The 25,791-nt window shown below is 61.5% G+C and carries 26 protein-coding genes, 1 tRNA gene and 2 pseudogenes; 13 read left to right on the top strand and 16 right to left on the bottom strand.

The window, feature by feature from the left end; all coding sequences use genetic code 11:
• Positions 1-2 precede the first annotated feature (2 nt).
• Together CN311_RS13610 and CN311_RS13605 are read right to left on the bottom strand one after the other, a co-directional pair.
• The gene (locus CN311_RS13610; RefSeq protein ID WP_097574225.1) at positions 3-1,097 is read right to left on the bottom strand and encodes a CobW family GTP-binding protein; all 1,095 of its coding nucleotides are present in this window, start codon (positions 1,095-1,097) and stop codon (positions 3-5) included.
• 4 nt (positions 1,098-1,101) lie between these two features.
• On the bottom strand, positions 1,102-2,274 hold the full coding sequence (locus CN311_RS13605) for a D-alanyl-D-alanine carboxypeptidase family protein (RefSeq protein WP_097574224.1): 1,173 nt from the start codon (positions 2,272-2,274) through the stop codon (positions 1,102-1,104).
• 234 nt (positions 2,275-2,508) lie between these two features.
• Between CN311_RS13605 and CN311_RS13600 the strand changes: the two genes are divergently transcribed.
• The 4 genes from CN311_RS13600 to CN311_RS13585 all read left to right on the top strand — a co-directional run bounded on the left by CN311_RS13600 (position 2,509) and on the right by CN311_RS13585 (position 4,570).
• Complete coding sequence (locus tag CN311_RS13600) at positions 2,509-3,672, top strand: M20 aminoacylase family protein (RefSeq protein ID WP_097574223.1); 1,164 nt, start codon at positions 2,509-2,511, stop codon at positions 3,670-3,672.
• Positions 3,673-3,756: 84 nt separating this feature from the next.
• Positions 3,757-3,833 (top strand) — tRNA-Arg (locus CN311_RS13595).
• 222 nt (positions 3,834-4,055) lie between these two features.
• Positions 4,056-4,265 carry a ChaB family protein gene (locus tag CN311_RS13590; protein WP_097574222.1) on the top strand — a complete coding sequence of 70 codons (210 nt, stop codon included), beginning with the start codon at positions 4,056-4,058 and terminating at the stop codon, positions 4,263-4,265.
• Between the two features lie 89 nt (positions 4,266-4,354).
• Positions 4,355-4,570 (top strand): hypothetical protein, encoded by a 216-nt coding sequence (locus tag CN311_RS13585; protein WP_097574221.1) that lies wholly within the window; start codon positions 4,355-4,357, stop codon positions 4,568-4,570.
• Between the two features lie 275 nt (positions 4,571-4,845).
• Here the strand turns inward: CN311_RS13585 and CN311_RS13580 are convergent, their stop codons facing one another.
• The 4 genes from CN311_RS13580 to CN311_RS32565 form a co-directional block, all read right to left on the bottom strand.
• Positions 4,846-5,250, bottom strand: coding sequence for a baeRF12 domain-containing protein (locus CN311_RS13580; RefSeq protein WP_097574220.1), 405 nt, complete (start codon positions 5,248-5,250; stop codon positions 4,846-4,848).
• A 105-nt stretch (positions 5,251-5,355) separates the two neighbouring features.
• Complete coding sequence (locus CN311_RS13575) at positions 5,356-6,003, bottom strand: BON domain-containing protein (protein WP_097574219.1); 648 nt, start codon at positions 6,001-6,003, stop codon at positions 5,356-5,358.
• Positions 6,004-6,134: 131 nt separating this feature from the next.
• Positions 6,135-6,407 (bottom strand): hypothetical protein, encoded by a 273-nt coding sequence (locus CN311_RS32955; RefSeq protein WP_208866489.1) that lies wholly within the window; start codon positions 6,405-6,407, stop codon positions 6,135-6,137.
• A 787-nt stretch (positions 6,408-7,194) separates the two neighbouring features.
• Complete coding sequence (locus tag CN311_RS32565) at positions 7,195-7,362, bottom strand: hypothetical protein (RefSeq protein ID WP_165779695.1); 168 nt, start codon at positions 7,360-7,362, stop codon at positions 7,195-7,197.
• Positions 7,363-7,701: 339 nt separating this feature from the next.
• Between CN311_RS32565 and CN311_RS13560 the strand changes: the two genes are divergently transcribed.
• Together CN311_RS13560 and CN311_RS13555 are read left to right on the top strand one after the other, a co-directional pair.
• Positions 7,702-8,253, top strand: coding sequence for a Spy/CpxP family protein refolding chaperone (locus CN311_RS13560; RefSeq protein WP_245440826.1), 552 nt, complete (start codon positions 7,702-7,704; stop codon positions 8,251-8,253).
• A 38-nt stretch (positions 8,254-8,291) separates the two neighbouring features.
• Positions 8,292-8,987: a phosphoribosyltransferase gene (locus CN311_RS13555; protein WP_097574217.1), complete on the top strand. Its 696-nt coding sequence runs from the start codon at positions 8,292-8,294 to the stop codon at positions 8,985-8,987.
• 132 nt (positions 8,988-9,119) lie between these two features.
• On the opposite strand, the gene CN311_RS13550 is transcribed toward CN311_RS13555, so the two are convergent.
• The gene (locus CN311_RS13550; RefSeq protein WP_245440825.1) at positions 9,120-10,466 is read right to left on the bottom strand and encodes a ferredoxin reductase family protein; all 1,347 of its coding nucleotides are present in this window, start codon (positions 10,464-10,466) and stop codon (positions 9,120-9,122) included.
• 380 nt (positions 10,467-10,846) lie between these two features.
• On the opposite strand from CN311_RS13550, the pseudogene CN311_RS13545 reads away from it, so the two are divergent.
• The 3 genes and pseudogenes from CN311_RS13545 to CN311_RS13535 all read left to right on the top strand — a co-directional run.
• A pseudogene (locus tag CN311_RS13545) lies at positions 10,847-11,415 on the top strand (ABC transporter ATP-binding protein); the annotation flags it as partial.
• A gap of 340 nt (positions 11,416-11,755) precedes the next feature.
• Positions 11,756-12,160 (top strand): OsmC family protein, encoded by a 405-nt coding sequence (locus tag CN311_RS13540; protein WP_097574216.1) that lies wholly within the window; start codon positions 11,756-11,758, stop codon positions 12,158-12,160.
• A pseudogene (locus CN311_RS13535) lies at positions 12,157-12,852 on the top strand (VIT1/CCC1 transporter family protein). The gene CN311_RS13540 and the pseudogene CN311_RS13535 overlap by 4 nt, the downstream one beginning before the upstream one ends.
• Before the next feature lie 78 nt (positions 12,853-12,930).
• Here CN311_RS13535 and CN311_RS13530 read toward each other — a convergent pair.
• From CN311_RS13530 to CN311_RS13510, 6 genes are all read right to left on the bottom strand, one after another.
• Positions 12,931-13,992 carry an AI-2E family transporter gene (locus CN311_RS13530; RefSeq protein WP_097574215.1) on the bottom strand — a complete coding sequence of 354 codons (1,062 nt, stop codon included), beginning with the start codon at positions 13,990-13,992 and terminating at the stop codon, positions 12,931-12,933.
• 147 nt (positions 13,993-14,139) lie between these two features.
• A complete protein-coding gene (locus CN311_RS32560; RefSeq protein WP_165779694.1) occupies positions 14,140-14,292 on the bottom strand; it encodes a hypothetical protein in 153 nt (50 codons plus the stop codon).
• Positions 14,293-14,336: 44 nt separating this feature from the next.
• Entirely contained in the window at positions 14,337-17,603 is a 3,267-nt protein-coding gene (locus tag CN311_RS13525) for an efflux RND transporter permease subunit (protein WP_097574214.1), read from the bottom strand.
• On the bottom strand, positions 17,600-18,610 hold the full coding sequence (locus CN311_RS13520; RefSeq protein ID WP_097574213.1) for an efflux RND transporter periplasmic adaptor subunit: 1,011 nt from the start codon (positions 18,608-18,610) through the stop codon (positions 17,600-17,602). The genes CN311_RS13525 and CN311_RS13520 overlap by 4 nt, the downstream gene beginning before the upstream one ends.
• Positions 18,611-18,699: 89 nt before the next feature.
• A complete protein-coding gene (locus tag CN311_RS13515; protein ID WP_097574212.1) occupies positions 18,700-18,903 on the bottom strand; it encodes a YgaP family membrane protein in 204 nt (67 codons plus the stop codon).
• 29 nt (positions 18,904-18,932) lie between these two features.
• Entirely contained in the window at positions 18,933-20,225 is a 1,293-nt protein-coding gene (locus CN311_RS13510; protein ID WP_097574211.1) for an NAD(P)/FAD-dependent oxidoreductase, read from the bottom strand.
• A 58-nt stretch (positions 20,226-20,283) separates the two neighbouring features.
• Here CN311_RS13510 and CN311_RS13505 point away from each other — a divergent pair, with 58 nt between their 5' ends.
• Together CN311_RS13505 and CN311_RS13500 are read left to right on the top strand one after the other, a co-directional pair.
• Positions 20,284-20,685, top strand: coding sequence for an ArsR/SmtB family transcription factor (locus tag CN311_RS13505; RefSeq protein ID WP_245440824.1), 402 nt, complete (start codon positions 20,284-20,286; stop codon positions 20,683-20,685).
• Positions 20,686-20,759: 74 nt separating this feature from the next.
• Positions 20,760-21,089 carry a rhodanese-like domain-containing protein gene (locus CN311_RS13500; protein ID WP_097574210.1) on the top strand — a complete coding sequence of 110 codons (330 nt, stop codon included), beginning with the start codon at positions 20,760-20,762 and terminating at the stop codon, positions 21,087-21,089.
• 41 nt (positions 21,090-21,130) lie between these two features.
• On the opposite strand, the gene cydX is transcribed toward CN311_RS13500, so the two are convergent.
• A complete protein-coding gene (gene cydX / locus CN311_RS13495) occupies positions 21,131-21,253 on the bottom strand; it encodes a cytochrome bd-I oxidase subunit CydX (RefSeq protein WP_115504250.1) in 123 nt (40 codons plus the stop codon).
• A 92-nt stretch (positions 21,254-21,345) separates the two neighbouring features.
• On the opposite strand from cydX, the gene CN311_RS13490 reads away from it, so the two are divergent.
• Both CN311_RS13490 and CN311_RS13485 read left to right on the top strand, forming a co-directional pair.
• Complete coding sequence (locus tag CN311_RS13490; protein WP_097574208.1) at positions 21,346-22,341, top strand: glycosyltransferase family 10 domain-containing protein; 996 nt, start codon at positions 21,346-21,348, stop codon at positions 22,339-22,341.
• 174 nt (positions 22,342-22,515) lie between these two features.
• Complete coding sequence (locus CN311_RS13485; RefSeq protein ID WP_097574207.1) at positions 22,516-23,538, top strand: LacI family DNA-binding transcriptional regulator; 1,023 nt, start codon at positions 22,516-22,518, stop codon at positions 23,536-23,538.
• Here CN311_RS13485 and CN311_RS13480 read toward each other — a convergent pair.
• On the bottom strand, positions 23,526-24,506 hold the full coding sequence (locus tag CN311_RS13480) for an alpha/beta hydrolase (protein ID WP_097574206.1): 981 nt from the start codon (positions 24,504-24,506) through the stop codon (positions 23,526-23,528). The two genes, CN311_RS13485 and CN311_RS13480, sit on opposite strands and share 13 nt — an antisense overlap.
• A gap of 10 nt (positions 24,507-24,516) precedes the next feature.
• A complete protein-coding gene (locus CN311_RS13475) occupies positions 24,517-25,665 on the bottom strand; it encodes a Gfo/Idh/MocA family protein (RefSeq protein ID WP_097574205.1) in 1,149 nt (382 codons plus the stop codon).
• Positions 25,666-25,791 lie beyond the last annotated feature (126 nt).

Raw genomic sequence — 25,791 nt, 5'->3', positions numbered from 1 at the left:
GCTCAACGCCCGGCAATCGCCAGCGGGTTGTCTTCCAGCGCCGCACGGTCCGGAGTGTCGATCGACGGCTGGTTGGTGAAAGCCGCGAACAGCCGCCGCACATAGTCTTCCGGCATGTCGAGCGTGATCAGCACCAGCCGCGTGCCGCGCTGGCGGTCCGGCCAGGACGGCAGTTGCACAGGCGGATGCAGGATCTTCTGCACGCCGTGGACGACCAGCGGTCGCAATGGGTCTTCCCTGAGTTCGATGACGCCCTTCATGCGCAGCAGGCGCTCGCCATGCGCCGAGCGCAGCAGGTCGAGGAACATCTCGATCGCCGAAAACGGCACCGGTCCATCATGGACGAGCGAATAGGAGCGCACGCGGGAATCGTGCCGATGGTCATGCTCGTCATGATGGTGGTCGCCATGATCATGATCGTGATGCGCCTCTTCTCCCAGCCAGCGCTGAACATCGGCGGATTTGGTGGCCGGATTGTAGAGGCCGCAATCAAACAGCGCCGCCACGCCTGTGCTTGTGTCGCCAACATCGAGCACTTGCGCACCCGGATTGATCTGCCGCAGCCGGGCTTTCAGCGCTTCGACTTCGCGCGAATCGGCGGCCAGATCAGCCTTGGTCAGCACGATGCGGTCGGCGACGGCCACCTGCTTGACCGCTTCGACATGATTGTCGAGCGTCGCATTGCCGTTGACCGCGTCGACCAGCGTAATGACGCCGTCAAGCCGGAAGGCCTGGACCAGCGCCGGATGCGCCATGATCGACTGCAGCACCGGCGCCGGATCGGCCAGCCCAGTGGTTTCGATGACGACGCGGGCAAGCCGGGCGATGCGGCCGGTCTGCAGCCGGTCGACGAGGTCGGCCAGTGTATCGACCAGTTCGCCACGCACCGTGCAGCAGAGGCAGCCGTCGGAAAGCTGGATGATGCCGTCGGAGGCCTGTTCGACCAGGAGATGGTCGATCGCCACCTCGCCAAACTCGTTGATGATGACCGCCGTGTCGGCGAGCGCGGGATCCCTGAGCAGCCGGTTGAGCAGCGTCGTCTTGCCGGCGCCGAGAAAACCGGTCAGCACCGAGACGGGGATGGGAAAGCCGGCCATTGGCCTAGTTCAAGACCTTGGCTGGCTCGTCGCCCTGGGCAGCGGTGGCGGAGCCGACCACCGTCGGTTCGGCACCGGGCGGCGGCGGCACATCGGGCCGCCAGGTCGGCAGCGGCACATCGGCATATTCCTGGCCGGTCTCATCGAGCATGGCCTTCGGCTTCGGCCCGGTGGCGCCGCCAAGGCCGACGGCGACCAGCGTCGGCACATGGTCGAGCTTTTCCTGGTAGGGCGACTTCGGCACTTCCTTGTCGCCGACGGGCGGCGCGGCCTCCGACTGTTCCACCGCCGGCTTCTTCCTGCACAGCTCGTCGCGCAGGTCATTGACCGACGTCGTGTCGCCATAGGCGGGCAGCGCTGCAATCGTGATCCAGTTCGGCTGGGGCGTCGCAAAACCCTGGTCGAGCAGTCTCGCCGCCGTCTCGGCGCGGCTGACGGCCGATTGTTCGCCAAGCACCACGGCGACCAGCGTGCGGCCATTGCGCGTTGCCGAGCCGATCATGTTGAAGCCCGAGGAGCAGACGAAGCCCGTCTTCATGCCGTCGGCGCCCGGATAGCGGCCGATCAGGAGATTGTAGTTCGCAATCTGCTTCTTGCCGATGGCCAGCCCCTCGATCGAGAACCACGGAACATATTGCGGAAAGTCCTTGCGGATCGCTGTCACGAGCAGGGCAAGGTCGCGCGCCGTGGTATACTGGTCCGGCGAATAGAGCCCGTTCGGATTGACGAAATGCGATCCGGTCATGCCGAGCCGGCGCGCCTCGGCGTTCATGCGTTCGGCGAAAGCGGCTTGCGAACCGCCGACATTCTCGCCGACAGCCATGGCAATATCGTTGGCCGATTTCACCAGCATCATCTTGAGTGCATTGTCGAGCCGCATGACCGAACCTGGCTTGAAGCCCATCTTGCTCGGCGGTTCACCGGCGGAATGCTTCGTCACCTTGATCGGCGAATCGAGCTGGACCTCACCGGCCGCGATCGCGCGAAACGTCACATAGGCGGTCATCAGCTTGGTCAACGAAGCTGGATACCAGCGCTTGAAAGCATCCTGGTGCTGGAGAATCCTGCCGCTCTTCAGGTCGAACACGATTGTCGGATTGGCCAGAGCCGGTCCGGCCAACATCGCAAGCGCCACGGCGCCCGCCAACAAAATTCCAGAGAAATGCCTGTAGCGCATGGTGTAATCCGAAATCGCCCCTTGCCGTAGTCGCCCCTGGCTCCGTAAGATTTCGTTACGCGATCGCCAGCATGATGGTCCGATCCCTCAACCCGGACAATAGTGTTGCGGTGCTATTTACCCTATGTGACGTCAAGATGGCAAAGCGCCTGAATGACAATTGTAAACGAACAGGCATAATAGCAAAACAGCAGGCGCAACCTGCCTGCTCCAACAAGCCAAGATGGAACCGTCATGCCAATCCTGAACCGCGCCGCCGAAATGCAGGACGAGGTCGCCGGCTGGCGCCGCCATTTGCACCAGACGCCGGAGCTGAATTTCGACGTCTTCAAGACCGCAGCTTTCGTCACCGACAAGCTCAAGGCATTCGGCTGTGACGAAGTGGTGACCGGGCTCGGCAAGACCGGCGTCGTCGGCATCATCCGCGGCCGCCAGGGCGACGGCGCGACCATCGGGCTGCGCGCCGATATGGATGCATTGCCGATCAACGAGATCACCGGCAAACCCTACGCCTCGGCCACTCCGGGCAGGATGCACGCCTGCGGCCATGATGGCCACACCGCGATGCTGCTGGGCGCCGCCAAATATCTTGCCGAGACCCGTAATTTCACCGGCTCCGTCGCGGTGATCTTCCAGCCCGCCGAAGAGGGCGGCGGCGGCGGCAACGAGATGGTCAAGGACGGCATGATGGACCGCTTCGACATCTCCAAAGTGTTCGGCATGCACAACATGCCGGGCCTGCCGGTCGGACAGTTCGCCATCAGGCCGGGCCCGATCATGGCGGCGACCGCCGAATTCACCATTACCGTCAAGGGTCGAGGCGGCCATGCGGCGATGCCGCACGGCACGATCGACCCGATTGTCGTCACCAGCCAGCTGGTCGGCGCGCTGCAGACGATCGCCTCGCGCAGCACCGATCCGGTCGAGGCGGTCGTGGTGTCGGTGACGAAATTCCACGCCGGCGACGCCTATAACGTCATTCCCGAGAGCGCCGAGATCGCCGGCACCGTGCGCACGCTGAAGAAGGAAATCGCCAAGAAGTCCGAGGAGCGCATCCGCACCATCTGCGATGGGCTGGCCACGGCCTTCGGCGCGACGATCGAGGTCGATTACAACGCCAACTATCCCGTCACCTTCAACCATGCGGAAGAAACGGTCTTTGCCAGTGATGTCGCGGCAGGAGTCGCTGGCGACGCCCAGGTGCACCGGGCCATCCAGCCGGTGATGGGCGGCGAGGATTTCTCCTATATGCTGGAAGCCCGGCCAGGCGCCTTCATCTTCATCGGCAATGGCGAGACCGCTGGCCTTCACCATCCGGCCTACGACTTCAACGACGAAGTCATCCCGCACGGCATGAGTTACTGGGTGAAGCTCGCGGAGACTGCGCTGGCGGCGTAGCAGCGTCGGCACAGGGCGCTGCACAATTGCGTTCAGTCCGCCTCTTGGCGAACCGCCTCGAAGCGGTTATGTGTCTGGCCGCGTGGTCCCGTAGCTCAGTAGGATAGAGCGGCAGATTCCTAATCTGTAGGTCACAGGTTCGATTCCTGTCGGGATCACCAACATTTTCAAAGACTTAGGGAAACTCTCGGCGTACTCTTTTTTGTGAAATTAGTACGGAGGGTTTCGTGGACCTGCAGTAAGGGCGGGCTCAGCGCTGAGAATTATCCGCGTTTTGGATTCTTCTGGATAGATAGCCATGGCGCTCGGAGCCACCTCCGATGGTGTGTTCATCAGCCACATCCCAGCCATGAGCGTCGGCTTGGCTGCCAGTGAGAATAGCAATGCCCTATGCGACCGAGAAAGATCTTCCACCATCTGTCGGGGCGCATCTGCCCCTGGATGCTCGGGAAATCTTTCGCGCTGCCTTCAACAGCGCTTGGAACGAATATGCCGACCGAGACGAGACCCGTGAAGAAATAGCTCACCGTGTCGCCTGGGCAGCCGTAAAGCGCCTTTATCGAAAGGAAGGCAGGGATTGGGTGCCGTTGTGAGGAGCCGGTCAATTTGATCGAAATCAAAACCATCCCTGCCGTGTTCATTCATATGATTTCAAATCAGGCGCTTAATTAATGCGGGTTCAATGACGGACGTCGTCGCGAGGCTTCTCAATGCGTGCAATGCCGAAAAGAACAAGGGAGCAGATTTTCCCACGATTTGGAAAACCATCCTGAAGGTGCACCCTTACGTCGCGGGGTCGCCGATTCAGGACAGCGGCGAGGAGGGGCCTATGTTGAGAATTCCCCTGATCACCGGTCAGTTTCTCGTCTTCCTCGGCTCCAACTTCTCTCTTCTCTAAAGCGGGATGCGTTCAACTTGAACCGTGCATCCCGGTCAAGAGCATGATGCCTAAAAGTGCGAAGCGGTTTTCGGACGACATCATGCGCTATCTCTTTGATTTAGAGCCGGATTCAGATTTCAGGTCGACTTGACCTGAAATCATCCGGCTCTAGGTGCCGCCGGCATCCACCCACCCCGCCCTCTTGGTGACGGCCAAGCCACCCAAAGTCGCCATGCAAAAGCCTCTCGACGATCGTCGAGATCAGCAGTTTGGTCGATGATCTGAACGGAGACTCAAGCCGCCGCTAATGTACCCGCAATGGCCTCGGCGGAATGTTTCGCGAGATCCTTGGCCAGCTCGCCCATCAGCTTTGCTCTCAACGGAGCCTGGAAGTGCCTGCGCAGTTCACCCAGCGTGCGCGGATCGGCGATCACCACGACATGCTCGAACGCGTCCGTCAGTGCCTCGCGATTGAGATAGGCAGCCACGGCCGCGGCCAAGTCGTCTTCCCGCAGGCGGGAGTCGTCAGGATTGGCGGTGGAGCTGCGATGCCTGCCGCCCGAGCCAGTGTTCGCCAGGTGCAGCTCCGGCTCGGGCATTTCGACCAGGTCGATCCGAGGTTCGTGACCTTTGTTGCGGAACAGACGCAGCTTGTCCCCATCGGCTACCGCGACGAGGGTACCATTGGTCAAAATCATGTTGTTCTCTCCTTTGACGTGCGGATCAAGATCCAATGCAGTCTCTGGCCATCGTTGGCGACGCGGCGGCCACCGATGAAGTCGCCGCATCGAACTCGTGAGCCATCAGATTATGGAAATACGATCGTCCACGGTTCGGACGCCCGGCGACGACCAGGCGGCACGTTCCGCTGCCTGGCGCTCTGACCACGCCCGGACCTTGCCTTCAAGGGTAACCTTGCCATCCAGAACGTTGACGCGGATCGACTGTGCTTCGGTTTCGGCATCGCGCTTCAGGGCATTCTCGATGCGCTTCTTGATGTCGGATACCGAGGCTCGTGGAATGATGTCGATCTGGTTGGCAACGCCGACGACACCCGCCAGGCCGCGTACGGCCTCGGCCGCGGCATTCTTCTGGTACTGCCATTCGAGTTTCCCCGTTAGCGTGATCCATCCGTCCTGTACCTTGACCTGCACCTTGTCCCTCGGGATGGAGACATTCCAGGTGATCGCATCGACCGCGCGCTTGGCGATCTCGTCGTCGGCGGTTCCTTTCAAGCCAACCAGCCGAACTTCGATTTCCTCGGCGAGGCCCTTCACGCCTTTGACCCGCTTGACCACATTTTCGGCGGTTGTCTTTTCCCAATAGGAAGAAACATGCCCGGTCAGTGTGACGATGCCGTCTTCGACGGCGACGCCGATGTGGGCAGCGTCGATGCTCGGTTCGAATTCCAACTCATCGAGTATGTTCTGACGCAACGTTAGATCCGTCATGGTCTGTCTCCTGTTTGTTGATCGGACTTCTCTCCCGCAACGACAACAAAAGCATCCTTTGCGCCCCTGCTCATTGATCCGGCTCAAAGCCGGCTCGGATAGTCAGCTGGTTGGACGATTGGTCGCGATCGTCAGGAGGTGGCGGAAGTGCCCACAAGCCAATGGTGTCGCATTCTGTCCAAGGTTTCGGCGATATCATCGGCCCCGATCTTGACGAGATCGGTGTGACCAAAACCCAAGGAATAGTCGAGTACAGAGATGATCGTTGGGCGTGCCCTGAACAACTTCACTGGCGCGGCCTCACTGGGCTGGATAGCCGAAATCTGCGGGAAGCGCTGCACCATCAGGCGGCCAATTTCTGTGAGTTCGGAAGGCAAAACGACTTCCGCCGCAGTCGCCGCCATCGACAACCCCTTGATCTCGCCGTGACGCGTCGGGCCGTTTCACCCTCGGCGACAGCGGCAATACCTCCGCAACCCTTTCGACCGCCTGTCCTGTGCATCCGACTAGGTGGATTCCCATAAGGATCAAACCGGATTTCACAATTTTAGGTATTGCGCCATTGATCTCATAAGCACGGGCAGATGGTCATATCGATCTTGGTGACAATCAGCGTCACAATCGGGACCGACTTCCCGGGTCTCTCCGCCCCCAAGCAGAAGGCATAAGCAACTTGCCGGGCCTGCGCACCAGTGAGATCGTGAGATGGCAGACCCTGCAGCACGTAACGGCCCAACGGCGGTAGACTCGGCCGCCGATCGCCATCCGCAACACATTCCCGTGCCCTGCACACAGGGCGAAAACCAATCGTCGGATTTGACTTGCGTCAAGGATGCCTTTGCCATTCCATCCAAAGATGAATCCATGTGGCAACCAATATCGACCGCCCCTTTCGATCGGGATTTGGAATTGGCCGTTATGGACGGGGACGGCCCTCACGCGCTCGTTTTTCCCTGCAAGCGTGTACTGACAGGCTGGATTAAGTCAGCCACGAAGGAGCGGGTCGGTATCTCACCTAGCCACTGGCGAATATGGGAACCTGCCAATAAAGAGTCCTAGAGCATGATGCCGAAAAGTGTGAAGCGGTTTTCGGACGACATCATGCTCTATCTCTTTGATTTAGAGCCGGATTCAGATTTCAGCTCGACTTGACCGGAAATCATCCGGCTCTAGCGGCGTTGGCGCGCTTTTCTATTTGTTTTGCCTGTTTTTTCCCTCATCAGCCTGCTCGGCTTGTCTGAGTTTTTCTTTCTCTTTCGCGAGCAGATCGAGCAGGATCCCCCGCTTGGCCTCATCCTGTTCCTCGGTCAAGCGTTGTCGAAAATGCTCGATATTTAACTGGGCGATCCGCTTATCCACTCGTCACATAGCAGCCGCAGCGGCTTCCCTGTTTGTACGTTTGCAACATAGCATAGCCGGATTTACAGGCATCGCGACAAAAATCAGGTGCATCGAGTAGCCGCAGTTCGATCTCTTTCAAAGCGCCCGCGCCTGATCCCGCCAGTATGCGTCAGTTCCACCAAAGGCGTGCTTCAGGTGCGCGGAACCTCGGTAGCTTTGGAACCATTCCCGATACGAATGTCCCCCCCTGAGCAATCCGCACCTACGACGATGCCGTCTCGTTGATACAGGTCAATGCCGCCAACATCCCCGTATGATTTCCTTGGTTTAGGCAGTTTGCTGTGAAGGAGGCGATCAATGCCCAATATGCGCGATATTTTAGCAGCGGGGCTGATGCTGAGCGTAGTCGCAATGCCTGTTGTGGCCGGGGCGGAAGATAATGATTCCGATTGGTCGCCTCGGTGGGGCATGGGCCGCATGATGATGGGTCAATGGGGCGGCCCCATGGGTGGCTATGACTCGGACGAGATACTCGATCGAATTGACGGACGCCTCGCTTTCCTCAAGACGGAACTGAAGATCACCGACGAGCAGACTCCTTCCTGGGACGAGCTTGCGGGTGTGATCCGCAGTACAGCCGAAGCGCACAACGCGCTGATGCAGGCCATGATGAAGGAATTCCAGGACGGTGAGTTTCTGAAGAAGCCCCTGCCCGAGCGCCTGGCCTACCAACAGACCCATCTCGAAGCGCGCCTTGAGCAGGTGAAATCCATCAGGGCGTCGGTCGAAAAGCTATACGCAACGCTGAGCGACGAGCAGAAGAAGGTAGCCGACGACATCGTCCTGCCGATGATGGGCATGGGCATGGGGCGCTCCGGCGGCTTCGGGCCTGGAATGATGTTCCGATGAAGAAATCGCTTCGTCAGCTCTGGCCGATGGATTGACCGATGTTTCGCGATCGTCAGGAGGCCGGACAAAAGCTTGCTATCGAGTTGGAGAAACTCGGCTTGCATCAGCCGGTCGTTCTCGCCTTGCCGCGAGGTGGTGTCCCTGTCGCCGTGGAAGTGGCCAAAGCCCTGAAGGCGCCACTCGATCTGGTTATCGTGCGCAAAGTTGGTGCGCCGGGAAATCCTGAACTGGCTGTCGCGGCGATCGTGGATGGCACCCCCCCGGACATTGTGCTGAACCGCGACATCGTCGAGGCCTATGCGCTCGACGATGACGAGCTTCGCGTCTTGATCGCCAAGGAGCGCCCAGAACTGGAACGGCGCCGGCTCGCCTATCGCGGCAAGCGCCCACCTCTATCGGTCACCGGAAAGACGGCGATCATCGTCGACGACGGTGTCGCGACCGGCACGACCATGAAGGTTGCGATCCGGGCGCTGAAGCGACGGTCGCCGCGCGAGATCGTCGTGGCAATCCCTGTTGCGCCGCCCGACACGTTGGTCGAGCTCGCACAGGAGGCGGATTGGACCGTATGCCTCAGTCAACCGGCGCGTTTCCATGCCCTTGGTTACCACTACCGCAACTTCCCCCAGCTTACCGATGAAGAAGTGACGGAAGCACTGGCCAAAGCCGGGCAGGAACGCAATGCGGATCAACGAATAACCCGACGCAAAACCGCGAAGCTTCGAGTGGTTTGAAAGTAACGAACTGGCTTGTCCCCCGACGGATTGGTCGTGTCAGGCAAATCGAGACCGTTCATGTGAACGACGAAGCCGCCGAAGTCCAGGAGCGCCTGCGCCCATGCCGCTACGCGGCTCCCGTCCCCTGCTTCAACGCAGTTCGAAGAGCTCCCGGTGGAATCGATCCTTAATCGGCATTCCATGTGCGGCGAAGTCTGCCTGTAGCGCGGTGCCGAACCTGCTTGGGCCACAGAACCAAACGCTTGCCTCGCGCCAGTCGGGAACTGTCTCACGGATGCGTTCACCGGTGAGCGTGCCGTGACAGGAGTCGATCAGCAGGTGCAGGCGGACATTGGCGGCGCGGGCGTCCCCGGCCAGGCGCTCCAGTGCCCTCTCGTCCACTTCTCGCGTGGTGTGGAAGAGGTCGATCTCGGGACGTCCGCCCTTGGGTTGAAGGCTGGCCATCTGCTTCAGGCGCGCAACGAAGGGGGTGATGCCGATACCAGCGCCAATCCAAATTTGACGCGGCAAGCCGTCATCAAAGGTAAAGCAACCATATGGGCCTTCGACCGTCACCTTCTGACCCACCTTGAGCCTGTCCACGAGGCCGGTTGTGTGATCACCAAGCTCCTTGGAAATGAAAGTGACCTTGGGATCGGAAGGATTCCAAGCCGAAGCGATGGTATAGGGATGCGCCCCCTCGAACGGGTTGGTAGTGGCAAAGGCGAACTGCCCGGCCTCGTGGCCCGCCCAGCCGGGACCCAGCTTCACCACCGTCTCGAGCGAGTGGACGCCCGGGTAGTGGCGCATTTCGGCAATCTCGCCGGCCACGCGTCGCCCGACGCCGATCCGCCCAAAAAGCGAGACGAGCGCCGAATAGCTGCCGCCGATCATCAGGGCCGCCAGGACTGGCCCGAGCGGTGTGATCCACATGCCGTAGTCCAACAGGATGACAGCGTGGAATACCAGCACGAGATAGGCAATGGGCATGAGCCGGTGGCTGTAGCGGAAGATATGGTACGGAATCAGCTTGATCAGTGCGACCAGCAACAGGATGACCATACCGTAGAAGGCCCATTGCCCCAATCCCTCCGCCGCGCCGCGGAAGCCGAGCAGGAACTGCTGGATCGAATCGGTGATTTCCGGGCGCGCCCCGCGCTCAGGGCGCCCGAGAAGCCCTAGGCCGATTGCCCATTTGGGGGCCTCGGACCAGAGCCAATGAAGTACCGCGAGCCCGAGCGCCCCGATGCCCAGCCATTTGTGCAGCCGGTACATCTTGTCGAGGCCGCCCAATCTGATCTCTGGCCAGCGCGGTCTCAGCGACAGGATCATGGCCACGCTCATGGCGGCAATCGCCAGCACGCCGCTGAACTGCATCATGGACTGGCGCAGGGCAAAGACGTTCTGAACGAAGAAGATGTCGCGGTTCAACGCGAGCCAGAGAAGGGTGAAAAGGCCCCAGAAGCCCCAGAAGCACCGAAGGTTGGCGAGTGACATCTGTCGTCCTTTCTCGGAAATCTGAAAGCTCCTTGCGACGCGGAGGTCTTCGCCGCCATGACCTGAGTCAATTGCACTCGACCATTGGCGCGAACCGCCAGCCTCGTCGCGGCGGCCACAACGGCGTCCGGAGGCAGCGCGGTGTTGATGGCCGGCACGATTTTCGGCGTGACGGCGCGGTCTCCCCATTCGGTCAAACGTTGACACTGGAAAAACCGGATGTCGGGCTTTTGGTCGGAGGGTGCTGCGGTTTGCTCACCACCATCCCGAACTTGATAAGAGTCAAGGTGATCAAGCCGCCCAGGCTGTAAGACCTTCCGGCGGGGGCCGAAACCGGAGCCCGCATGCCAGTCCAGGGACGAGACGTGGAGAGTTCAGCAATGCTGCCTCAGGCCCCGGTGTTCGTGGCCCGGGGATTGACCAAGGTCTATGGCTCGGGCGATTCACGTGTCGTGGCGCTGAAGGATGTCGACCTCGATATCCGACAAGGCGAATTCATCGTACTTCTTGGTCCCTCCGGTTCGGGTAAATCGACCCTGCTCAATATCCTCGGCGGGTTGGACGCTCCAACGTCAGGCACGGCGAGGTGGCGAGATCACGAGCTGACCGGAGCCAGCGACGAGCAGCTCACGACATACCGGCGCGAGCATGTCGGCTTCGTGTTTCAATTCTACAACCTGATACCGAGCCTCACTGTCGAGGAGAACGTGCGGCTGGTCGCGCAAATCGCCAGCAATCCGATGACACCGGCCGAAGCGCTCGAGCTCGTTGGACTGTCACACCGCGCCGGTCACTTTCCTTCACAACTGTCCGGTGGAGAACAATCGTGAAACGGCCGGATATCTTGCTCTGCGACGAGCCGACCGGCGCGCTCGACGTCGACACCGGCAGGCTGGTTCTGGCGGCAATCGCCAAGGTCAATGCGGAGCTGAACACGACGACCGCCGTGACGCGGCGACGCTTGGAGCGTCTTCGTTGTCGAGGCAGGTCGCGTTCATCTGCGAGAGATCAAAGTAGCGCGGCTCTCGGCTCGCACTGCCGCCGTCGCGCAGGGCCTGCGCTCTGGCGAGATCGTCGTCTATCCACCTGCCAGCCTTGCCGAGGGGAGCAAGGTCAAGCTCCAGTAAACGCGGCCTCGCTAGATATTCTGGATCGCCGCTATGCTTCCGGCGAAATCACAATCGAGATGCCGATCGGGTTCTGACCTGGATCAACACCTGGGGTCCCGAAAAAGGTTAGAAACGCCGAAACGTCGCCTACCACGTAAGCGTCGGGGGAACAGGTGCATCATGTTCGAATACAGCGTTGAAGCCCGACGGACCGATGCGCGAGGCAGCGTCGCCACGACCAAGAATGCTGCGCTTGTTCTCGACACCTGCCTTGAAGGCCGGTCCGATGCCTTCAATCCAGCCGAACTGCTTCTGGCGGCCATCGCCGCCTGCATGATCAAGGGCATCGAGCGCGTCACGCCGATGCTCGGTTTCAAGCTGCGCGGCGTCAAGGTCGCGCTGCACGCGGTTCGGCGCGACAGCCCGCCAGGGATTGCCTCCATCGACTACGAACTTGTCGTCGACACAGATGAAACCGACCAGCGGCTCGAGTTGCTGCACAAGAACGTGCGCAAGTACGGCACGATTTCCAACACCGTGGCGGCCGCCACGAAACTCGAAGGCACGATCAGGAGAAAAGCATGAGCCGCCTGCATGTCGAAAGCCATCTCGTGTCGCGCATCGGCTGGCTGCGCGCCGCCGTGCTGGGGGCCAATGACGGGATCGTCTCGACCGCTAGCCTGATCGTCGGCGTGGCGTCGGCCGCCGCCCCGACTTCGCAGGTTCTGGTTGCCGGCATAGCCGGGCTGGTGGCTGGCGCCATGTCGATGGCGGCCGGCGAATATGTCTCGGTCGGTCCCAGTCGGACACCGAGAATGCCGACCTCACCCGCGAACGCGAGGAGCTCAGGATCCAGCCGGAGTTCGAGCGCGAGGAACTCGCGCAGATCTACGTCAAGCGCGGGCTGGAAGTTGGCCTGGCGCGCCAGGTCGCCGATCAGCTGATGGCCAGGGACGCGCTGGCCGCGCACGCCCATGACGAACTCGGCATCTCCGAAATGACCACGGCGCGGCCGATCCAGGCGGGCGCTGACCTCGGCGGTGACCTTCAGCGTGGGCGCGGCGATGCCGCTGCTCATGGTGCTGGTGTCGCCGGCCTCCATGCTTGTGCTGGCGGTCTCGCAGGCGTCCCTGCTTTTCCTCGCCTTGCTGGGCGGCATCGGCGCTCACGCGGGCGGCGCCAACCTCTTTCGCGCGACGCTGCGCGTCACCTTCTGGGGCGCTTCCGCCATGGCGCTCACCGCCGGCATCGGCGCGCTCGTCGGCACCGCAGTGTAAGCTGCGGGCAAGCCCAACGCTCTGATCCGACCGCGCGTTTACCCCGTGCCGTCGTCCGCGGGACATTTCGGCAAGAGGTCAGTCCGGTCGCTTGCGGCCGCTGATTTTATCGCGTGCAGCCCATATCTCGACGAGCAGCATCGTCACCGTGACAGCCAAGGGTCCCAGTATGAATCCTGGAGCCCCGAACAGGGCGAGCCCGCCTATCATCGATATGAAAGCGGGAATCGTGTGAAGCCTCAGCTGGTTTCCGACCAACATCGGACGAAGGACGTTGTCGATCCCGCCTACGACGATGCCGCCCCAGGCCGCGAGGATAAGAGCCTTGCCCCAATCGCCATCAAGCAAGAGGAGGATTGCTGCCGGTATCCACACGACGAACGAACCCAACACCGGCACGACGGAAAGCAGGCTCATCACCACGCCCCAAAGGAGGGGAGTCGGCAAGCCGAGGATCCAGAACATCAGCCCGCCTAGAGATCCCTGAACTGCTGCCACGGCGAGCGTCCCGTATACCGTGGCATGGACGGTATTGAACACTCGCTGAAACAGCCGCTCGGCGTCTGCGCTGCCCAACGGCATCCAGTCGCGGAACAGGCGCGCGACTGCGTTCCGGTCACGCAGGAAATAGAACAGCATGTAGAAGGTCAGCAGGACTTCTGCCACCTGCAACATAGAGCCCTTGACGAACGTCGCACCGGCGTTGCTCAGCCATGTTGCGAGGTTAGCCATCATCGAGGGCAGATCGATCTGTTGGTTTATCCACTTTCCAATAGGTGCGATGCCGGGATGGGCGTCCAGGAGCCGCTGGAGCTCTCCATCAGCCACCCGGGCCCGGACGGAGGCTGCTCCAGAAGCAGCTTCCTCAACCAGGCGCCCTACCAGCAAAGCCGCCGGGACAACAACGAGGAGCACTATGGCGAAGACCGAAATCATCGCGGCAAGGTTGGGATGCTTGAACTTCCTCTCGATCCAGGCATGGAAAGGAGCAGAGAGGATTGCCAGGGCCAGCGCCCATGTGATCGCCCCCAAAAACGGCTCGGCCAGAAGCACGCAGACGACAATCCCAACGATCGTGACGGCGGCTAGCACAAGCGGGCCCAAGTGGCTTCCACGAACTGGTGGATTGTCAGTGTTCATTGTGCCAACACCGAAACGGTTCGTTCGGGAGTATCCTTCACGTTTCCAACCTTTGTTGACAACCAACTGTTTCCAACCGACGACCGGTCGTGGACCGGCTTATTGAATTTGCGGGCTAGGCCTTCAGCCGTTCCCGCCAGAATGGCTTCAGCAACGCCAGGCATGCCAGCACGGCAGATCCGCGGTCAGCGCTACTGCCAGATCGTTGAGATGCAGCGGTCCGAAGCGGAAAAGACTGGTGGCAAACGGCCACAGAAGCGTCCCGCCCAGCATCGAAGCGACGGCCACGACAACAATCATCAGCGACCGTTTCGGCCTGATGAGCTGTAATGTCCTTGCTTGGTTCACGCGGGAGTTGGGGCTGGTTCGTCGGCCGCTTTGAACTCTGCCGGCGCATCGCTGTCGGTGTCCTGCTTCGAGCCGCCGCGCAGCGCCACGTAGATAGCGGGAATGACGAGCACCGTCAGCAGCGTCGACGAGGCAAGGCCGAACAGCAGCGAAATCGCCAACCCCTGGAAAATCGGGTCGGTCAGGATGACTGCCGCCCCGATCATCGCTGCGATCGCAGTGAGTAGGATCGGCTTGAAGCGGATGGCGCCGGCCTCGAGCAACACGTCGACCAGCGGCCTGTCGACGCCCTTGGAATGGCGAATGAAATCCACCAGCAGGATCGAGTTGCGCACGATGATGCCGGCGAGCGCGATGAAGCCGATCATCGAGGTGGCTGAGAACGGCGCGTCGAAGGCCCAATGGCCGAGCATGATACCGATCAGGGTCAGCGGGATCGGCGTCAGGATAACCAGCGGCAGCCTGAACGAACCGAACTGCGCCACAACGAGAATGTAGATGCCCAGGATCGCCACCATGAAGGCCGCGCCCATGTCGCGGAAGGTGACCCACGTCACTTCCCACTCCCCGTCCCACAGAAGTGTAGGTTTGGATTCGTCGTCCGGTTGCCCGTGCAGTGCGATCGTTGGTTTCGGCAGGTTACCCCAATCGGCCTTGGCGATGGCATCGTCGACGGCGAGCATCCCATAAACCGGCGCCTCGAACGCGCCCGCGAGTTCCCCCATCACCATCTCGGCGGGTCGGCCGTTGTGACGGAAGATGGGATAGGATGCAGGCTCGCGCGTCACCCGCACGACGTCACCGAGTTCCACCACGTCGCGCGCGCCGGGCAGCGCGTTCGCCGGGACCGGCGTCGTAAGGGCGCGCTGGTCGACGACGCCGGCGCTCTTCGAGAGCGCCACGCGGATCGGGATCGGTTGGCGGCCGCCGCCGCGGTGGGAATAGCCGACCGTCGTGCCGCCATAGAGGTAGTTCAGCGTGTCGTACACGTCGGACTGCTCGACCTTGTAATATTCGAGGTTGTCCTGGTCGATCGACAGCCGCACGCGCTGCGGCTGGTTGTGGAAGCTGTCGTCGACGTCAACGATGAACGGGATGGAGGAGAACGTCTCGCGCACCTTTGCCGCCACCGCGCGGCGCGTCTCGGCGTCAGGCCCATAGATCTCCGCCAGCAGGGTCCCGAGCACCGGCGGACCAGGCGGTGGCTCGACTACCTTGAGCACGGTGCCTTCCGGCATGGCAATGCCCTTCAGCCGTTCGCGGATGTCGAGGGCGATGGCATGGCTTGGACGACTGCGCTCTCCCTTCCCCACCAGGTTGACCGTGACGTCGCCCTGCTCGGGTCCAGAGCGAAGATAGTAATGGCGCACCAGGCCGTTGAAATTGAAAGGCGTTGCCGTACCGGCATAGCTCTGGAACGAGACCACCTCGGCCACGTCGGCGAGACGATTCACCACAGCCTGCAACAGCCGGTTGGTGTCCTCGACCGAGGAGCCTTTGGGCAAGTCGGCAACCACCTGCAATTCGGTCTTGTTATCGAACGGCAAGAGCTTCACCGTGACGTGCTTGGTGTAGATAAGCACCATCGAAGCCATGGTCGCGGCGCCGACGACAAGCAGGAAGGTCCACGACCGAAGCCGCGACTTCAAGATGGGCCTTGCGACCGCGATATAGGCGCGACCGAGCGCGCCACCGCGGCTGCCGGCATCATGGGCATGCGCCGAGGCGTGGCCCTTCTTGCCGAATTTCATCATCAGCCATGGCGTCAGCGTCACCGCGACGAAGAAGGAGAACAGCATTGCCGCCGAGGCGTTGGCCGGGATCGGGCTCATATACGGGCCCATCAGACCAGACACGAACAGCATTGGCAGGAGCGCCGCGACCACGGTGAGCGTCGCCACGATGGTCGGATTGCCGACCTCGGCTACGGCGTCGATCGCCGCCTGCTTGCGGGACCGCCCATCATCCATGGCCCAATGCCGGGCAATGTTCTCGATCACCACGATCGCATCGTCGACCAGGATGCCTATCGAGAAGATAAGCGCGAACAGGCTGACGCGGTTCAGCGTGTAACCCATGATTCGTGAGGCAAACAACGTGAGCAGGATCGTCGTCGGGATGACAACGGCCACCACCAGCGCCTCGCGCCAGCCGATGGCGACCGCCACGAGCACGACGATCGATATGGTTGCGAGGCCGAGGTGGAAGAGCAGCTCGTTTGCCTTCTCGTTCGCGGTCTCGCCGTAGTCGCGCGTCACGACCATCTCGACGTCCTTCGGGAAAATTTCGCCCCGCACTTGGTCAAGGCGCTTGACGATCGTGTCCGCGATGACAACGGCATTGGTGCCCGGACGCTTGGCCACCGCCAGCGACACGGCCGGCGCCCGTTGAAGCCCCTTGTCGGACTTGACAATGTTGGTGACCAGGTTCTCTGCCGGCGACGTCGCCAACACAATCCCAGCCACGTCACGCACATAAACCGGCCGCCCATCCCGCGCGGTCAGAAGCAGGTTACCGATATCGCCGAGCGTCTGCAGGGTCTGGCCGGCGACAACCACGCGCTGTTTGCCCTCGTCGCGCAGCGTGCCAATCTGGAAGGACGTATTGGCCCCGGCGATCTTGGCCGTCAACTGCTGCAGCGTGATGCCGTAAAGAGAGAGTTTTTCCGGGTCCGGCTCGACCTGGATCGCTTCCGGCTGTTCGCCGACGATGTAGGTCAGGCCAATATCCGGCAGTTTGGCGACCTCGACTTGCAGTTCGTGCGCCAGCCGCGTCAGATCGGCCGAAGAATAGCGATTGGCCGCCTCGGGCGTCGGCGTCAACGTCACCACCACAATCGCGACGTCGTCGATGCCGCGCCCGACGATCAGTGGCTCGGGTATGCCAACCGGGATGCGGTCCATATTGGCGCGCACCTTGTCATGAACGCGCAAGACGGCGGCGTCGGAACTGGTGCCGACCTTGAAGCGCGCAGTCACCAGCGCACCGTCGTCCGCGGTTTGCGAGTAGACGTGCTCAACACCGTCGATGCCCTTGATGATGGTTTCCAGCGGCTCCGTCACGAGCTTGACGGCATCCTCCGCCTTCAGCCCATTGGCCACGACATGAATGTCCACCATGGGCACGGAAATCTGCGGCTCCTCTTCGCGTGGCAGCGTGACAAGGGCGACAAGCCCAAGCGCCAGCGCCGCTAACAGGAAGAGCGGGGTCAGCGGCGAAGCGATGAACGAGCGGGTGAGTCCGCCGGCGATGCCAAGTTTCATGGCAGGACGACCTTGTCGCCTTCGGCGAGCCCGGTCAGAACCTCGACCCGAGGCTGCCCGCCATCCTGGTATCGCTCGCCGAGCACGACTGCCACGCCGAGTGGTCCGTCCGCCGCATTGACTGTGACGTAGTCGATCCCATGTACCGTGCTGACCGCCTGCGGCGGCACGCCGAGCATGGTCCGCTTCGCGACGGGGATCGACACCAAAGTACGCTCATTTACGAAAAAGCTGCCGATGTCGGCAACCTCGACATCGGCGATGACGCGGCCGTTCTCGATCTCCGGATAGACCTTGGCGATGCGCCCTTGGCGGGCCTTGATGAAACCGCTTTCCATGCCGATGCCGCGTTCGGCGATATCGACCTGAGCTCCCTCCGTGATCTCCGTCGCATGCCGCTCCGGCAGTGACAGTCGCAGATAGTACTGTCCCGACGCGATCCGGGCGACCGGTTCACCCGCCATGATCACCGAGCCGGCCGTCACTGGAACCGTCAGCACCCGGCCGTCGGCCGGAGCCAAGGTGTCGCCTTCCTTGGCGCTCTGCTGGGTAACGGCCTTTTCGGCAATCGCTGCCGCCAGCTGGCTCGTGATGACGTCGAACTGGGTCTGAGCTGCATCGACCCGGCTCTGGGTCGCGGCGCCTTTGGCCAGCAAGTCCTGCGCGCGCTGCAGATCGATCTTGGCATTCTCCATCTGGGAATTGAGGGCGCCGATCTTGGCATCGGCTGCGCGAAGCTGCAGCGCTATTTTGTCGTCGACTACGGTAGCGACCACGTCACCCTTCTTGACGACCTGGCCTTCCGTCACCCGCACCTCGGTGATGGTACCGGAAATGCGCGCGCGTGCCGGCACGATCGTGCGGCTCTCGACCTGACCGTAAACGGCCTTCATCTCGATGACGGTGGCTGCCTTGACTGTGAAGTCCCCCGCAAACGCGCTGCCGTTGACGAGCAGCGTGATGCCGAGCAGAAACCCGTTGGCCGGGAGGAATCGTACGTATCTCATCGCACTGTGCCGTTCTCGGAAACGAATTGAAAGGACGGGAGGCGCGAAGGCACCTCCCGTATGGGACGCCAGTCCTCGAAAGTCGGGTGTTACTTGAAGGCGACGCCGCTCTTGCAGCCAACTTTCTTGAAGACAATAGCTGCCGGGCACCAGCCGGTAAGCGAAGCCTGGACCATATTAAGCCCGGCAAAGACGGTCAGCAGGAACCAGTAGGGCGAATAGTAATAGCCGAGCGCAACGGAGATCAGCACCATGAACCCCGCGAACATCAGAACTGCCTTGTCGATAGTCATAATCTTGTCTCCTGAAATCTGCGCCGTGCCTATTCGGCCGGCTCCATGTGAATGGCCTTGAGCTTCTTGATACCGAGCAAGTCGAGTGCCAGTCCCTCGTAGAAGGTCTCGCTCTTGCCCTGACGGACCTTGTGCAGGAAGTATTTCTCGAACCCCACTTTGGCCGTGTGCACCCACTTACCCTGCGATGACCAGTTGACGTTGCGTGGCGGGATCTGCGGCTGCGCCACGAAGGCGATGCCCTCGTCGCCGAAATCGGCCAGGCAGACCGCGTTCCAGGTCGCGACAGCCCGCGGTTCCTCGCCGCGCAACAGTGCGCCGATGTTTTCCGCCGTCGCCGTAACCATGGATTCGATCATGAAGCCGGTCTTTGGAACACCAACCGGCAGCGGCGTCTTGCCGACTGGGGGAATGGCGACGCAGACACCGATCGAAAAGATGTTCGGATAAGTCTGGTTTCGCTGATGCTTGTCGATCGTGACGAAGCCGCGCGGATTGACCAGGCCCTCTATGTCCTTCACTGCCGCCACGCCACGGAAGGCCGGAAGCATCATCGAGAAGGTGAAGGGCAGGTCGTGCCTGGCCTTCACCGAACCGTCCTCGTTTACTTCCTCCACATGCATGGTTCCTGCGTCGACCGACGACACCTTGGCGTTCGTGATCCATTTGATGTGCCGATCGCGCATGGCACTCTCAAGCAGGCCCTTGGTGTCACCGACGCCATCCAGGCCGAGATGACCGATATAGGGCTCGGGCGTCACGAAGATCATCGGCACCTGGTCGCGCACCTTGGCCCTGCGCAGCGCTGTGTCGAGGATGAAAGCGAATTCATAGGCGGGTCCGTAGCAGGATGCCCCCTGCACGGCACCGATGATGACCGGGCCTGGCTTGAGAACGAGTTCATCGACCCTCGCCTTCGTGGCAGTCGCATGGTCGATGTGGCAGATCGACTGCGTGTATCCGGCAGGTCCGAGGCCGGGCACCTCGTCGAACGCGAGGTCCGGCCCGGTCGCGATGATCAGGTAGTCGTACTCGACGAACGTACCGTCATTGAGCTCGATCCGGTTTTCCTTCGGATGCACTTTCTTGGCGCCCTCGGGTTTGAGCGCGATGTTGCGCCGCTTGAAAGTTGCGGCGAGGTCGACGGTGATGTCGTCGCGCTTGCGCCAGCCGACGGCCACCCAGGGATTGGAAGGCACGAAGGAATAGGATGTGCCGAGATTGACGACCGTCAGGCTGTCCTCGCGGCGCAGCTTCTCTCGCATCTCATAGGCCATGATGGTTCCACCAAGACCGGCACCGAGGACGACGACATGTGACATAGGGTTCCTCCCAGTGTTTCTTGTTCGAGTAACCTGACGGCAAGGCCGCAGCCTTGCGTTGATCTGGCTCAATTCCCAAGCCGGGGAGCGCGACGATAAGGCTGCGCCGCTTGCGGGCTTGCCGATGGGCTTGCAATTAACATTCAAAGATTATAAATTCAAGAGTATGAATGTAAAAGAGATGATCCCGGCTTCGGGAAAGGCGGCGGACCTGCTCAGGAGCCTGTCCCATCCGCAACGGCTCCTGGTCCTTTGCGCGTTGGGGAAGGATGAGCGCTCTGTCGCGGAACTGCGCGAGTTGCTTGGCATCGACCAAGTGCCGATGTCGCAGCAACTGATGCGGTTGCGTGCTGACGGCCTGGTCGAGTCGCGGCGCGATGGCACGACTGTCTACTACCGCATCACACGACCGGAAGTGCTCACGGTCGTGGAAGCGCTTCACACGGCTTTCTGCCCCTGACGAGAAGCTCTTGCATCGACAATCTCAAAGGCGATGCGCTGCATGCCGCATCCCGAAGAAACAGGAGAAGTGCAATGTTTGGATTTGGAGCGCAGTCGTCGGTCAAAACGCTGACGCCGACGCAACTGCGTCAGATGGGCGATACTGTCACGCTTGTCGATGTCAGGGAGAACGCCGAGTGGGCGTCCGGGCATATAGCCGGGGCCATTCATATTCCTTTGGGCAGGCTTCGTGAGAAGATGGAGCTCATCCCATCCGGCAAACCCGTTGTGTTTTATTGCCAGGCCGGCGGCCGTTCATCGCAAGCAATTGCCATCGCCAAGGCTGGTGGACAATCGCACGACACCCATTTGGGCGGCGGTATCGGCGCCTGGCGTGCGCATGGCTTTCCTCTGGCAAGCTGATACGGACACCGTTCTCATAACAGAGGTTCAGCTGCGGCGTCTCACGGCGCTTCCAGGTGCTCAATTCGTTCGGAGGGCTGCGCGCGAACCGCGCGCAGTTCGTACCAGAGGGCATTCAGGATGCCGACCGTGGTGGCCAGTCCGAGGCCAAGGATCTTTGCCACGCCTCGGTACCATCGACACGGCCAGAGGCCTGATTGCAGGCATTTGCTTTCAGAGCAGGCAGGTATAGGACTTTACCGTGCTGAGGTGCCCCTTGCTTTCTACGCCTTCAAAAGACCCTCTCATCCTTTTTTATACGGCATTCTTCAGCAAGCCCGTCGACATCGCATCCATTCATTGTGATCTTTCGGGTCAGTGGACCCTGGACAAGCGTCGGCTTCCCGAGGCGGCGGCGGTCGTCTTCCACATCCCAAATTTCCGCGAGATCGGCGACGCCTGGAAATATCCAGGCCAGTTTTGGGTAGCCTGGTCGATGGAAAGCCGGTCAAACTACAAGCGGATTGCGGATCCGAAGATCATGCGGCACTTCGACTTCACGGTGACGCATGAACGCAGCTCCGATATCTGGGCGCCTTATCTGCCACGCGCATCCTGGTGGGAGGAGGTTCGAGCAACACCGATCGCGGCCAAGACGGAAGCGGCCCCGGCCGTGCTCTTCCAATCGGCCATTTTGAACCATAGCGGACGCGTTGATTTCGTGCGGGAGCTTTCCCACCACATCAGAATCGATTCCTATGGCCGGCATTTTCGCAACCGAACGATAGAAGGGCCCGATCTCGGCAGGAAAACTAAGATCGACACCGTCGCGCGCTACAAGTTCTGCCTCGCTCTGGAGAACTCCAGCGAGACGGACTATGTCACGGAAAAGCTCTTCGATGCCTTCAATGCCGGTTCGGTGCCCGTCTATCTCGGTGCCCCGAATGTTGACGAATTCGCGCCGGCAGGCTCCTACATCAACGCGGCGGATTTCAGCAGCCCCGCCGATCTGGCGGCGTATCTGCGGCATCTGATCGATACGCCGGATGCCTATGAGGCGTATTTCGCCTGGCGATCGAAGCCGCTGCCGGAGGCTCTCGCTCAGCGCCTGCAAGAACTGGAATCGCCCGTCTTTTGCCGGCTGATGAAGTTCGTGCAACAGCAGAAGGAAGATCATCCGGTCCGACCTGCCGGGCGGCCTCGGCTTCCCTTTGGTCCCAGATCCTATGTCAGCACACGGCTGCGCAAGTGGACGAAGAAGGTTCCGAACTGAGAATACGGCTTGCGCTTTTCACGTCAATTAATAAATTTACGCATGGAATAGTTTACTGATACGCGTTGAAACTAGGGAACTTGTCTGTAAAATTTCGCCTTGCAGTTGCACGCTGGCTGACCGTATCTAGAGCCGGGCAGCGCATGGAACCAGGTCCATGACGCGAGGGTTTGAATGTCGATGACGCACAAGACGATGGAGGATTTCGCCCGTTCCTGCGGCGTCTCCAGGCCGACACTGTCGAAATTTTTCGACGATCCGACCAGCGTCAAGCCGGCAACGCGAAAGCGCATCGAAGAGGCGCTGCGCTCGTCCGACTACCAGCCCAATCTGTTCGCGCGCAACCTCAACCGCAAGCGCACCCGCAGCATCGGCATCATGGTGCCGACGGTCGCCGATCCCTTCTATTCGGAGATGGTCAGTCGCATCGAGCTTCGGCTGCGCGACGAAGGCTACTGGCCGATCGTCATCTCCTCGCACGGCTCGCGCGACCTCGAAGTGGAGGCGACGCGAACCATCCTGTCGCTGAAAGTTTCCGGCGCGCTCATCGCGCCGCTCGGCCTGCGCTCGGACCGCCTCACGCTGGAAAAACTGACACAAGCCATACCAGTCGTATATTTCGACACCTATCTTGAGGGCGGAACGCCCTTCGTCGGCAACAACAACGCGCAGAGTGTCTCGACCATCGTCGACTATCTGTGCCGGTCCGGCGACGCCCCGGTCTATTTCGATATCCCGCACGTCAACCATAACTCGCCGGAACGGCTGAGCAGCTATGTCGGCGCCATGCAGCGGCTCGGGTATGAGCCTGTCGTCATCGGCAACACCGACGACTACACATGGGATTTCGAACGGATCGGCTACGAGCAAACCGAAAAGATGCTCGACAACGGCGGCCTGCCGGGAAAGACCATCCTGTGCAACAACGACCGTCTGGCCTTCGGCGTGATGGCGGCAGCGTATGCGCGCGGCCTCAAGGTCGGTCGCAAGGGCGATTGCGACCTGCGTGTCGCGGCCCACGACGATCATCCGCTGAGCCGCTACACTTGTCCCGGCCTCACCACCATGGCGCAGGATTTCGCCGCCATGGCTGGGCGCAGCGTCGAGACGCTGCTGGCCCTGATGGACGAGGATGAGGCGACGGTTACCGCCAAGGTCAACCTCGACGCGACGCTGGTGATGCGTCAGTCGGCCTGAGCCTTGCCAAAAGCCGGATCGAAGCCGCGCCATGCGGCGACCGCGGCACCGACAGCTTGCCGCGCCGCCGGACCATGGCGGCCCATCGACACGAAGCCATGGATCTGTCCCGGCCAGCGCCGCAACACGACCGTTACGCCGTCATCTTGCAGACGTTTCGCATAAGCCTCGCCTTCGTCGGCCAGGATATCGTGACCGGCGATTGCGAGGAAGGCCGGCGGCGCTCCGGCTAGGCTTGCCGCCTTCAGCGGCGAGACGCGCCAGTCGTCGATGTCGCTGGCCCTGCTTATGTAGTGATCCCGGAACCAGGCCATGGTGGCCGCGGTGAGGCCAAAACCGTCGGCAAAGCGGCGATAACTGTCCGCCGTCTGAGAGGCATCCGTGTTCGGATAGAACAGCAGTTGCGTCGTCACTTTGATTCCGTCGTCACGTGCGAGCAGGCTGAGCACCGTAGCGAGATTGCCGCCTGCGCTATCGCCGGCGACGGCAACGCGCCTTGCGTCGATGCCGAGGTCGCCGGCCGCCTGTTGCATGGAGGAGAGCACGGCGCGGCAATCCTCGACCGCGGCCGGGAATTTATGCTCCGGCGCCAGCCGGTAGGCGGGCGAGACGACGACGCAGGCCGCCATGTTGGCGAACCAGCGGCAGATCTCATCATGGGACTCCAGGTTGCCGATCACCCAGCCGCCGCCATGCAGATAGAGCAGCGCGGGAGCATCTGTTCCTGGCGCGTCGTGCCCGCGATAGATCCTGAGCGTCAGCGGGCCGCCCGGCCCGGCGATGGTCCGCTCGCTCAGCGAAGCGACCGGCTCGCGCTCGCCCTGGAGTGCGGGAAATCCCTCTTCATAGGCGCGGCGCGCCTCTTCGGGCGTCCCGGCCTCGAATGGCCGGACGGCGGCCTGCCGGCCGAGGTCGAGCACGTGCCGAGCCTCAGGATCGAGTAAAGGCACGGAGGGCGATGTCGTCATGGGGCGGATCTCAGGCAAGCAGGCTTGCCGCCTCGTCTTCGCCAAGCAGCGGCGGTTGATCGACCGTTCCATTGACGGCGACCGATTCGCGGCTTTCGCCCGAAGCCAGGATCGCCTCCATGATCTCCAGCACATGCAGTGCGAGGTCGCCGGAGGCGCGCGGCTTCCTGCCCGTTGCCAGCGCCCGCGAAAGGTCGGCAACGCCGAGCATGCGGTAGTTGGCGCGGTCCGGCGCGGCGAACGGCCAGTTGCGCGCGCCGTAGAGCCCGCTTTCGCTGTGGAAATCGGCCCAGTCGGCGCCTCGTTCCGATAGCGAGACCGTACCGCCGAACGTATCGGGGTCGGGCAGCCGCAGCGAGCCCTCCGTCCCGTGCAACTCGATCGGGTGGTTGGAGTGCTTGAAGACATCCCAGGAGGTGCCAAAGGTGACGGTGGCGCCGGAATGGAATTCCAATAGCGAGAGGATGTTGGTCGGCGTGCCGACCTTGAAGCTGCTGTTCTTGAAGGGGCCTTCGGCGGTGATCAGTCGCTCTTCCTGGCCGCGCGTCGCCATCGCCATCACGCGCTGGACCGGCCCGAGCAGATTGACGAGCATGGTCAGGTAGTAAGGCCCCATGTCGAAAACCGGGCCGCCGCCGGGCTGGTAGTAGAATTGCGGATTGGGATGCCAGTGCTCCATACCGCGCCCCATCATGAAGGCGGTGCCGGTCACCGGCCGACCGATCGCGCCCTCATTCATCAGGCGGCGTGCGCGCCGCCCGGCGGCGCCGAGGAAGGTATCCGGAGCCGAACCAAGCAGCAGCCCGCGCTTTGCCGCCTCCGTGACGAGGCGCCTGCCATCGGCGGCCGAGGTTGCCAGCGGCTTTTCGGTGAAGACATGCTTGCCCGCCGAAAGTGCCGAAAACGAAATGTCGAAATGCGCCGCCGGGATGGTCAGGTTGAGGACAAGGTCGATCTCCGGATCGGCCAGAAGCGCGTCGACGCTGAGAGCCCGGATGCCGTACTCACTGGCGCGAAGGGCCGCCATGTCGGGCGATATATCGGCGCAGGCGCGCAGTTCCACCTCGCCGAACAAAGCCGCATTGCGCAAATAGGTCATCGAGATGTTGCCGCATCCGACAACGCCAATGCCGAGCTTTGCCTTTGATTTTGGCTGCATTTCGGTCTCACCTCCCAACGCGATATAGCCTGTTTGAACCGCTGAAACGCCAACGGATCACATTCGAAAGCCGCTATAAAGCATTTTAAATATTGACGCGCGTAAAATTTTTATGGAACATGCGGA

Source organism: Mesorhizobium sanjuanii, assembly GCF_002529485.1.
Classification (GTDB): Bacteria; Pseudomonadota; Alphaproteobacteria; order Rhizobiales; family Rhizobiaceae; genus Mesorhizobium; species Mesorhizobium sanjuanii.
The sequence above is the reverse complement of the archived record's forward strand: the minus strand, read 5'-3'. Positions and strand labels throughout refer to the sequence as shown.

Excerpts from the sequence above, each read along its gene's own strand:
- CN311_RS13610 (WP_097574225.1), bottom strand. The coding sequence starts at position 1,097 with ATGGCCGGCTTTCCCATCCCCGTCTCGGTGCTGACCGGTTTTCTCGGC.
- CN311_RS13605 (WP_097574224.1), bottom strand. The coding sequence starts at position 2,274 with ATGCGCTACAGGCATTTCTCTGGAATTTTGTTGGCGGGCGCCGTGGCG.
- CN311_RS13600 (WP_097574223.1), top strand. The coding sequence starts at position 2,509 with ATGCCAATCCTGAACCGCGCCGCCGAAATGCAGGACGAGGTCGCCGGC.
- CN311_RS13590 (WP_097574222.1), top strand. The coding sequence starts at position 4,056 with ATGCCCTATGCGACCGAGAAAGATCTTCCACCATCTGTCGGGGCGCAT.
- CN311_RS13585 (WP_097574221.1), top strand. The coding sequence starts at position 4,355 with ATGACGGACGTCGTCGCGAGGCTTCTCAATGCGTGCAATGCCGAAAAG.
- CN311_RS13580 (WP_097574220.1), bottom strand. The coding sequence starts at position 5,250 with ATGATTTTGACCAATGGTACCCTCGTCGCGGTAGCCGATGGGGACAAG.
- CN311_RS13575 (WP_097574219.1), bottom strand. The coding sequence starts at position 6,003 with ATGACGGATCTAACGTTGCGTCAGAACATACTCGATGAGTTGGAATTC.
- CN311_RS32955 (WP_208866489.1), bottom strand. The coding sequence starts at position 6,407 with ATGGCGGCGACTGCGGCGGAAGTCGTTTTGCCTTCCGAACTCACAGAA.
- CN311_RS13560 (WP_245440826.1), top strand. The coding sequence starts at position 7,702 with ATGCCCAATATGCGCGATATTTTAGCAGCGGGGCTGATGCTGAGCGTA.
- CN311_RS13555 (WP_097574217.1), top strand. The coding sequence starts at position 8,292 with ATGTTTCGCGATCGTCAGGAGGCCGGACAAAAGCTTGCTATCGAGTTG.
- CN311_RS13550 (WP_245440825.1), bottom strand. The coding sequence starts at position 10,466 with ATGTCACTCGCCAACCTTCGGTGCTTCTGGGGCTTCTGGGGCCTTTTC.
- CN311_RS13540 (WP_097574216.1), top strand. The coding sequence starts at position 11,756 with ATGTTCGAATACAGCGTTGAAGCCCGACGGACCGATGCGCGAGGCAGC.
- CN311_RS13530 (WP_097574215.1), bottom strand. The coding sequence starts at position 13,992 with ATGAACACTGACAATCCACCAGTTCGTGGAAGCCACTTGGGCCCGCTT.
- CN311_RS32560 (WP_165779694.1), bottom strand. The coding sequence starts at position 14,292 with ATGATTGTTGTCGTGGCCGTCGCTTCGATGCTGGGCGGGACGCTTCTG.
- CN311_RS13525 (WP_097574214.1), bottom strand. The coding sequence starts at position 17,603 with ATGAAACTTGGCATCGCCGGCGGACTCACCCGCTCGTTCATCGCTTCG.
- CN311_RS13520 (WP_097574213.1), bottom strand. The coding sequence starts at position 18,610 with ATGAGATACGTACGATTCCTCCCGGCCAACGGGTTTCTGCTCGGCATC.
- CN311_RS13515 (WP_097574212.1), bottom strand. The coding sequence starts at position 18,903 with ATGACTATCGACAAGGCAGTTCTGATGTTCGCGGGGTTCATGGTGCTG.
- CN311_RS13510 (WP_097574211.1), bottom strand. The coding sequence starts at position 20,225 with ATGTCACATGTCGTCGTCCTCGGTGCCGGTCTTGGTGGAACCATCATG.
- CN311_RS13500 (WP_097574210.1), top strand. The coding sequence starts at position 20,760 with ATGTTTGGATTTGGAGCGCAGTCGTCGGTCAAAACGCTGACGCCGACG.
- CN311_RS13485 (WP_097574207.1), top strand. The coding sequence starts at position 22,516 with ATGTCGATGACGCACAAGACGATGGAGGATTTCGCCCGTTCCTGCGGC.
- CN311_RS13480 (WP_097574206.1), bottom strand. The coding sequence starts at position 24,506 with ATGACGACATCGCCCTCCGTGCCTTTACTCGATCCTGAGGCTCGGCAC.
- CN311_RS13475 (WP_097574205.1), bottom strand. The coding sequence starts at position 25,665 with ATGCAGCCAAAATCAAAGGCAAAGCTCGGCATTGGCGTTGTCGGATGC.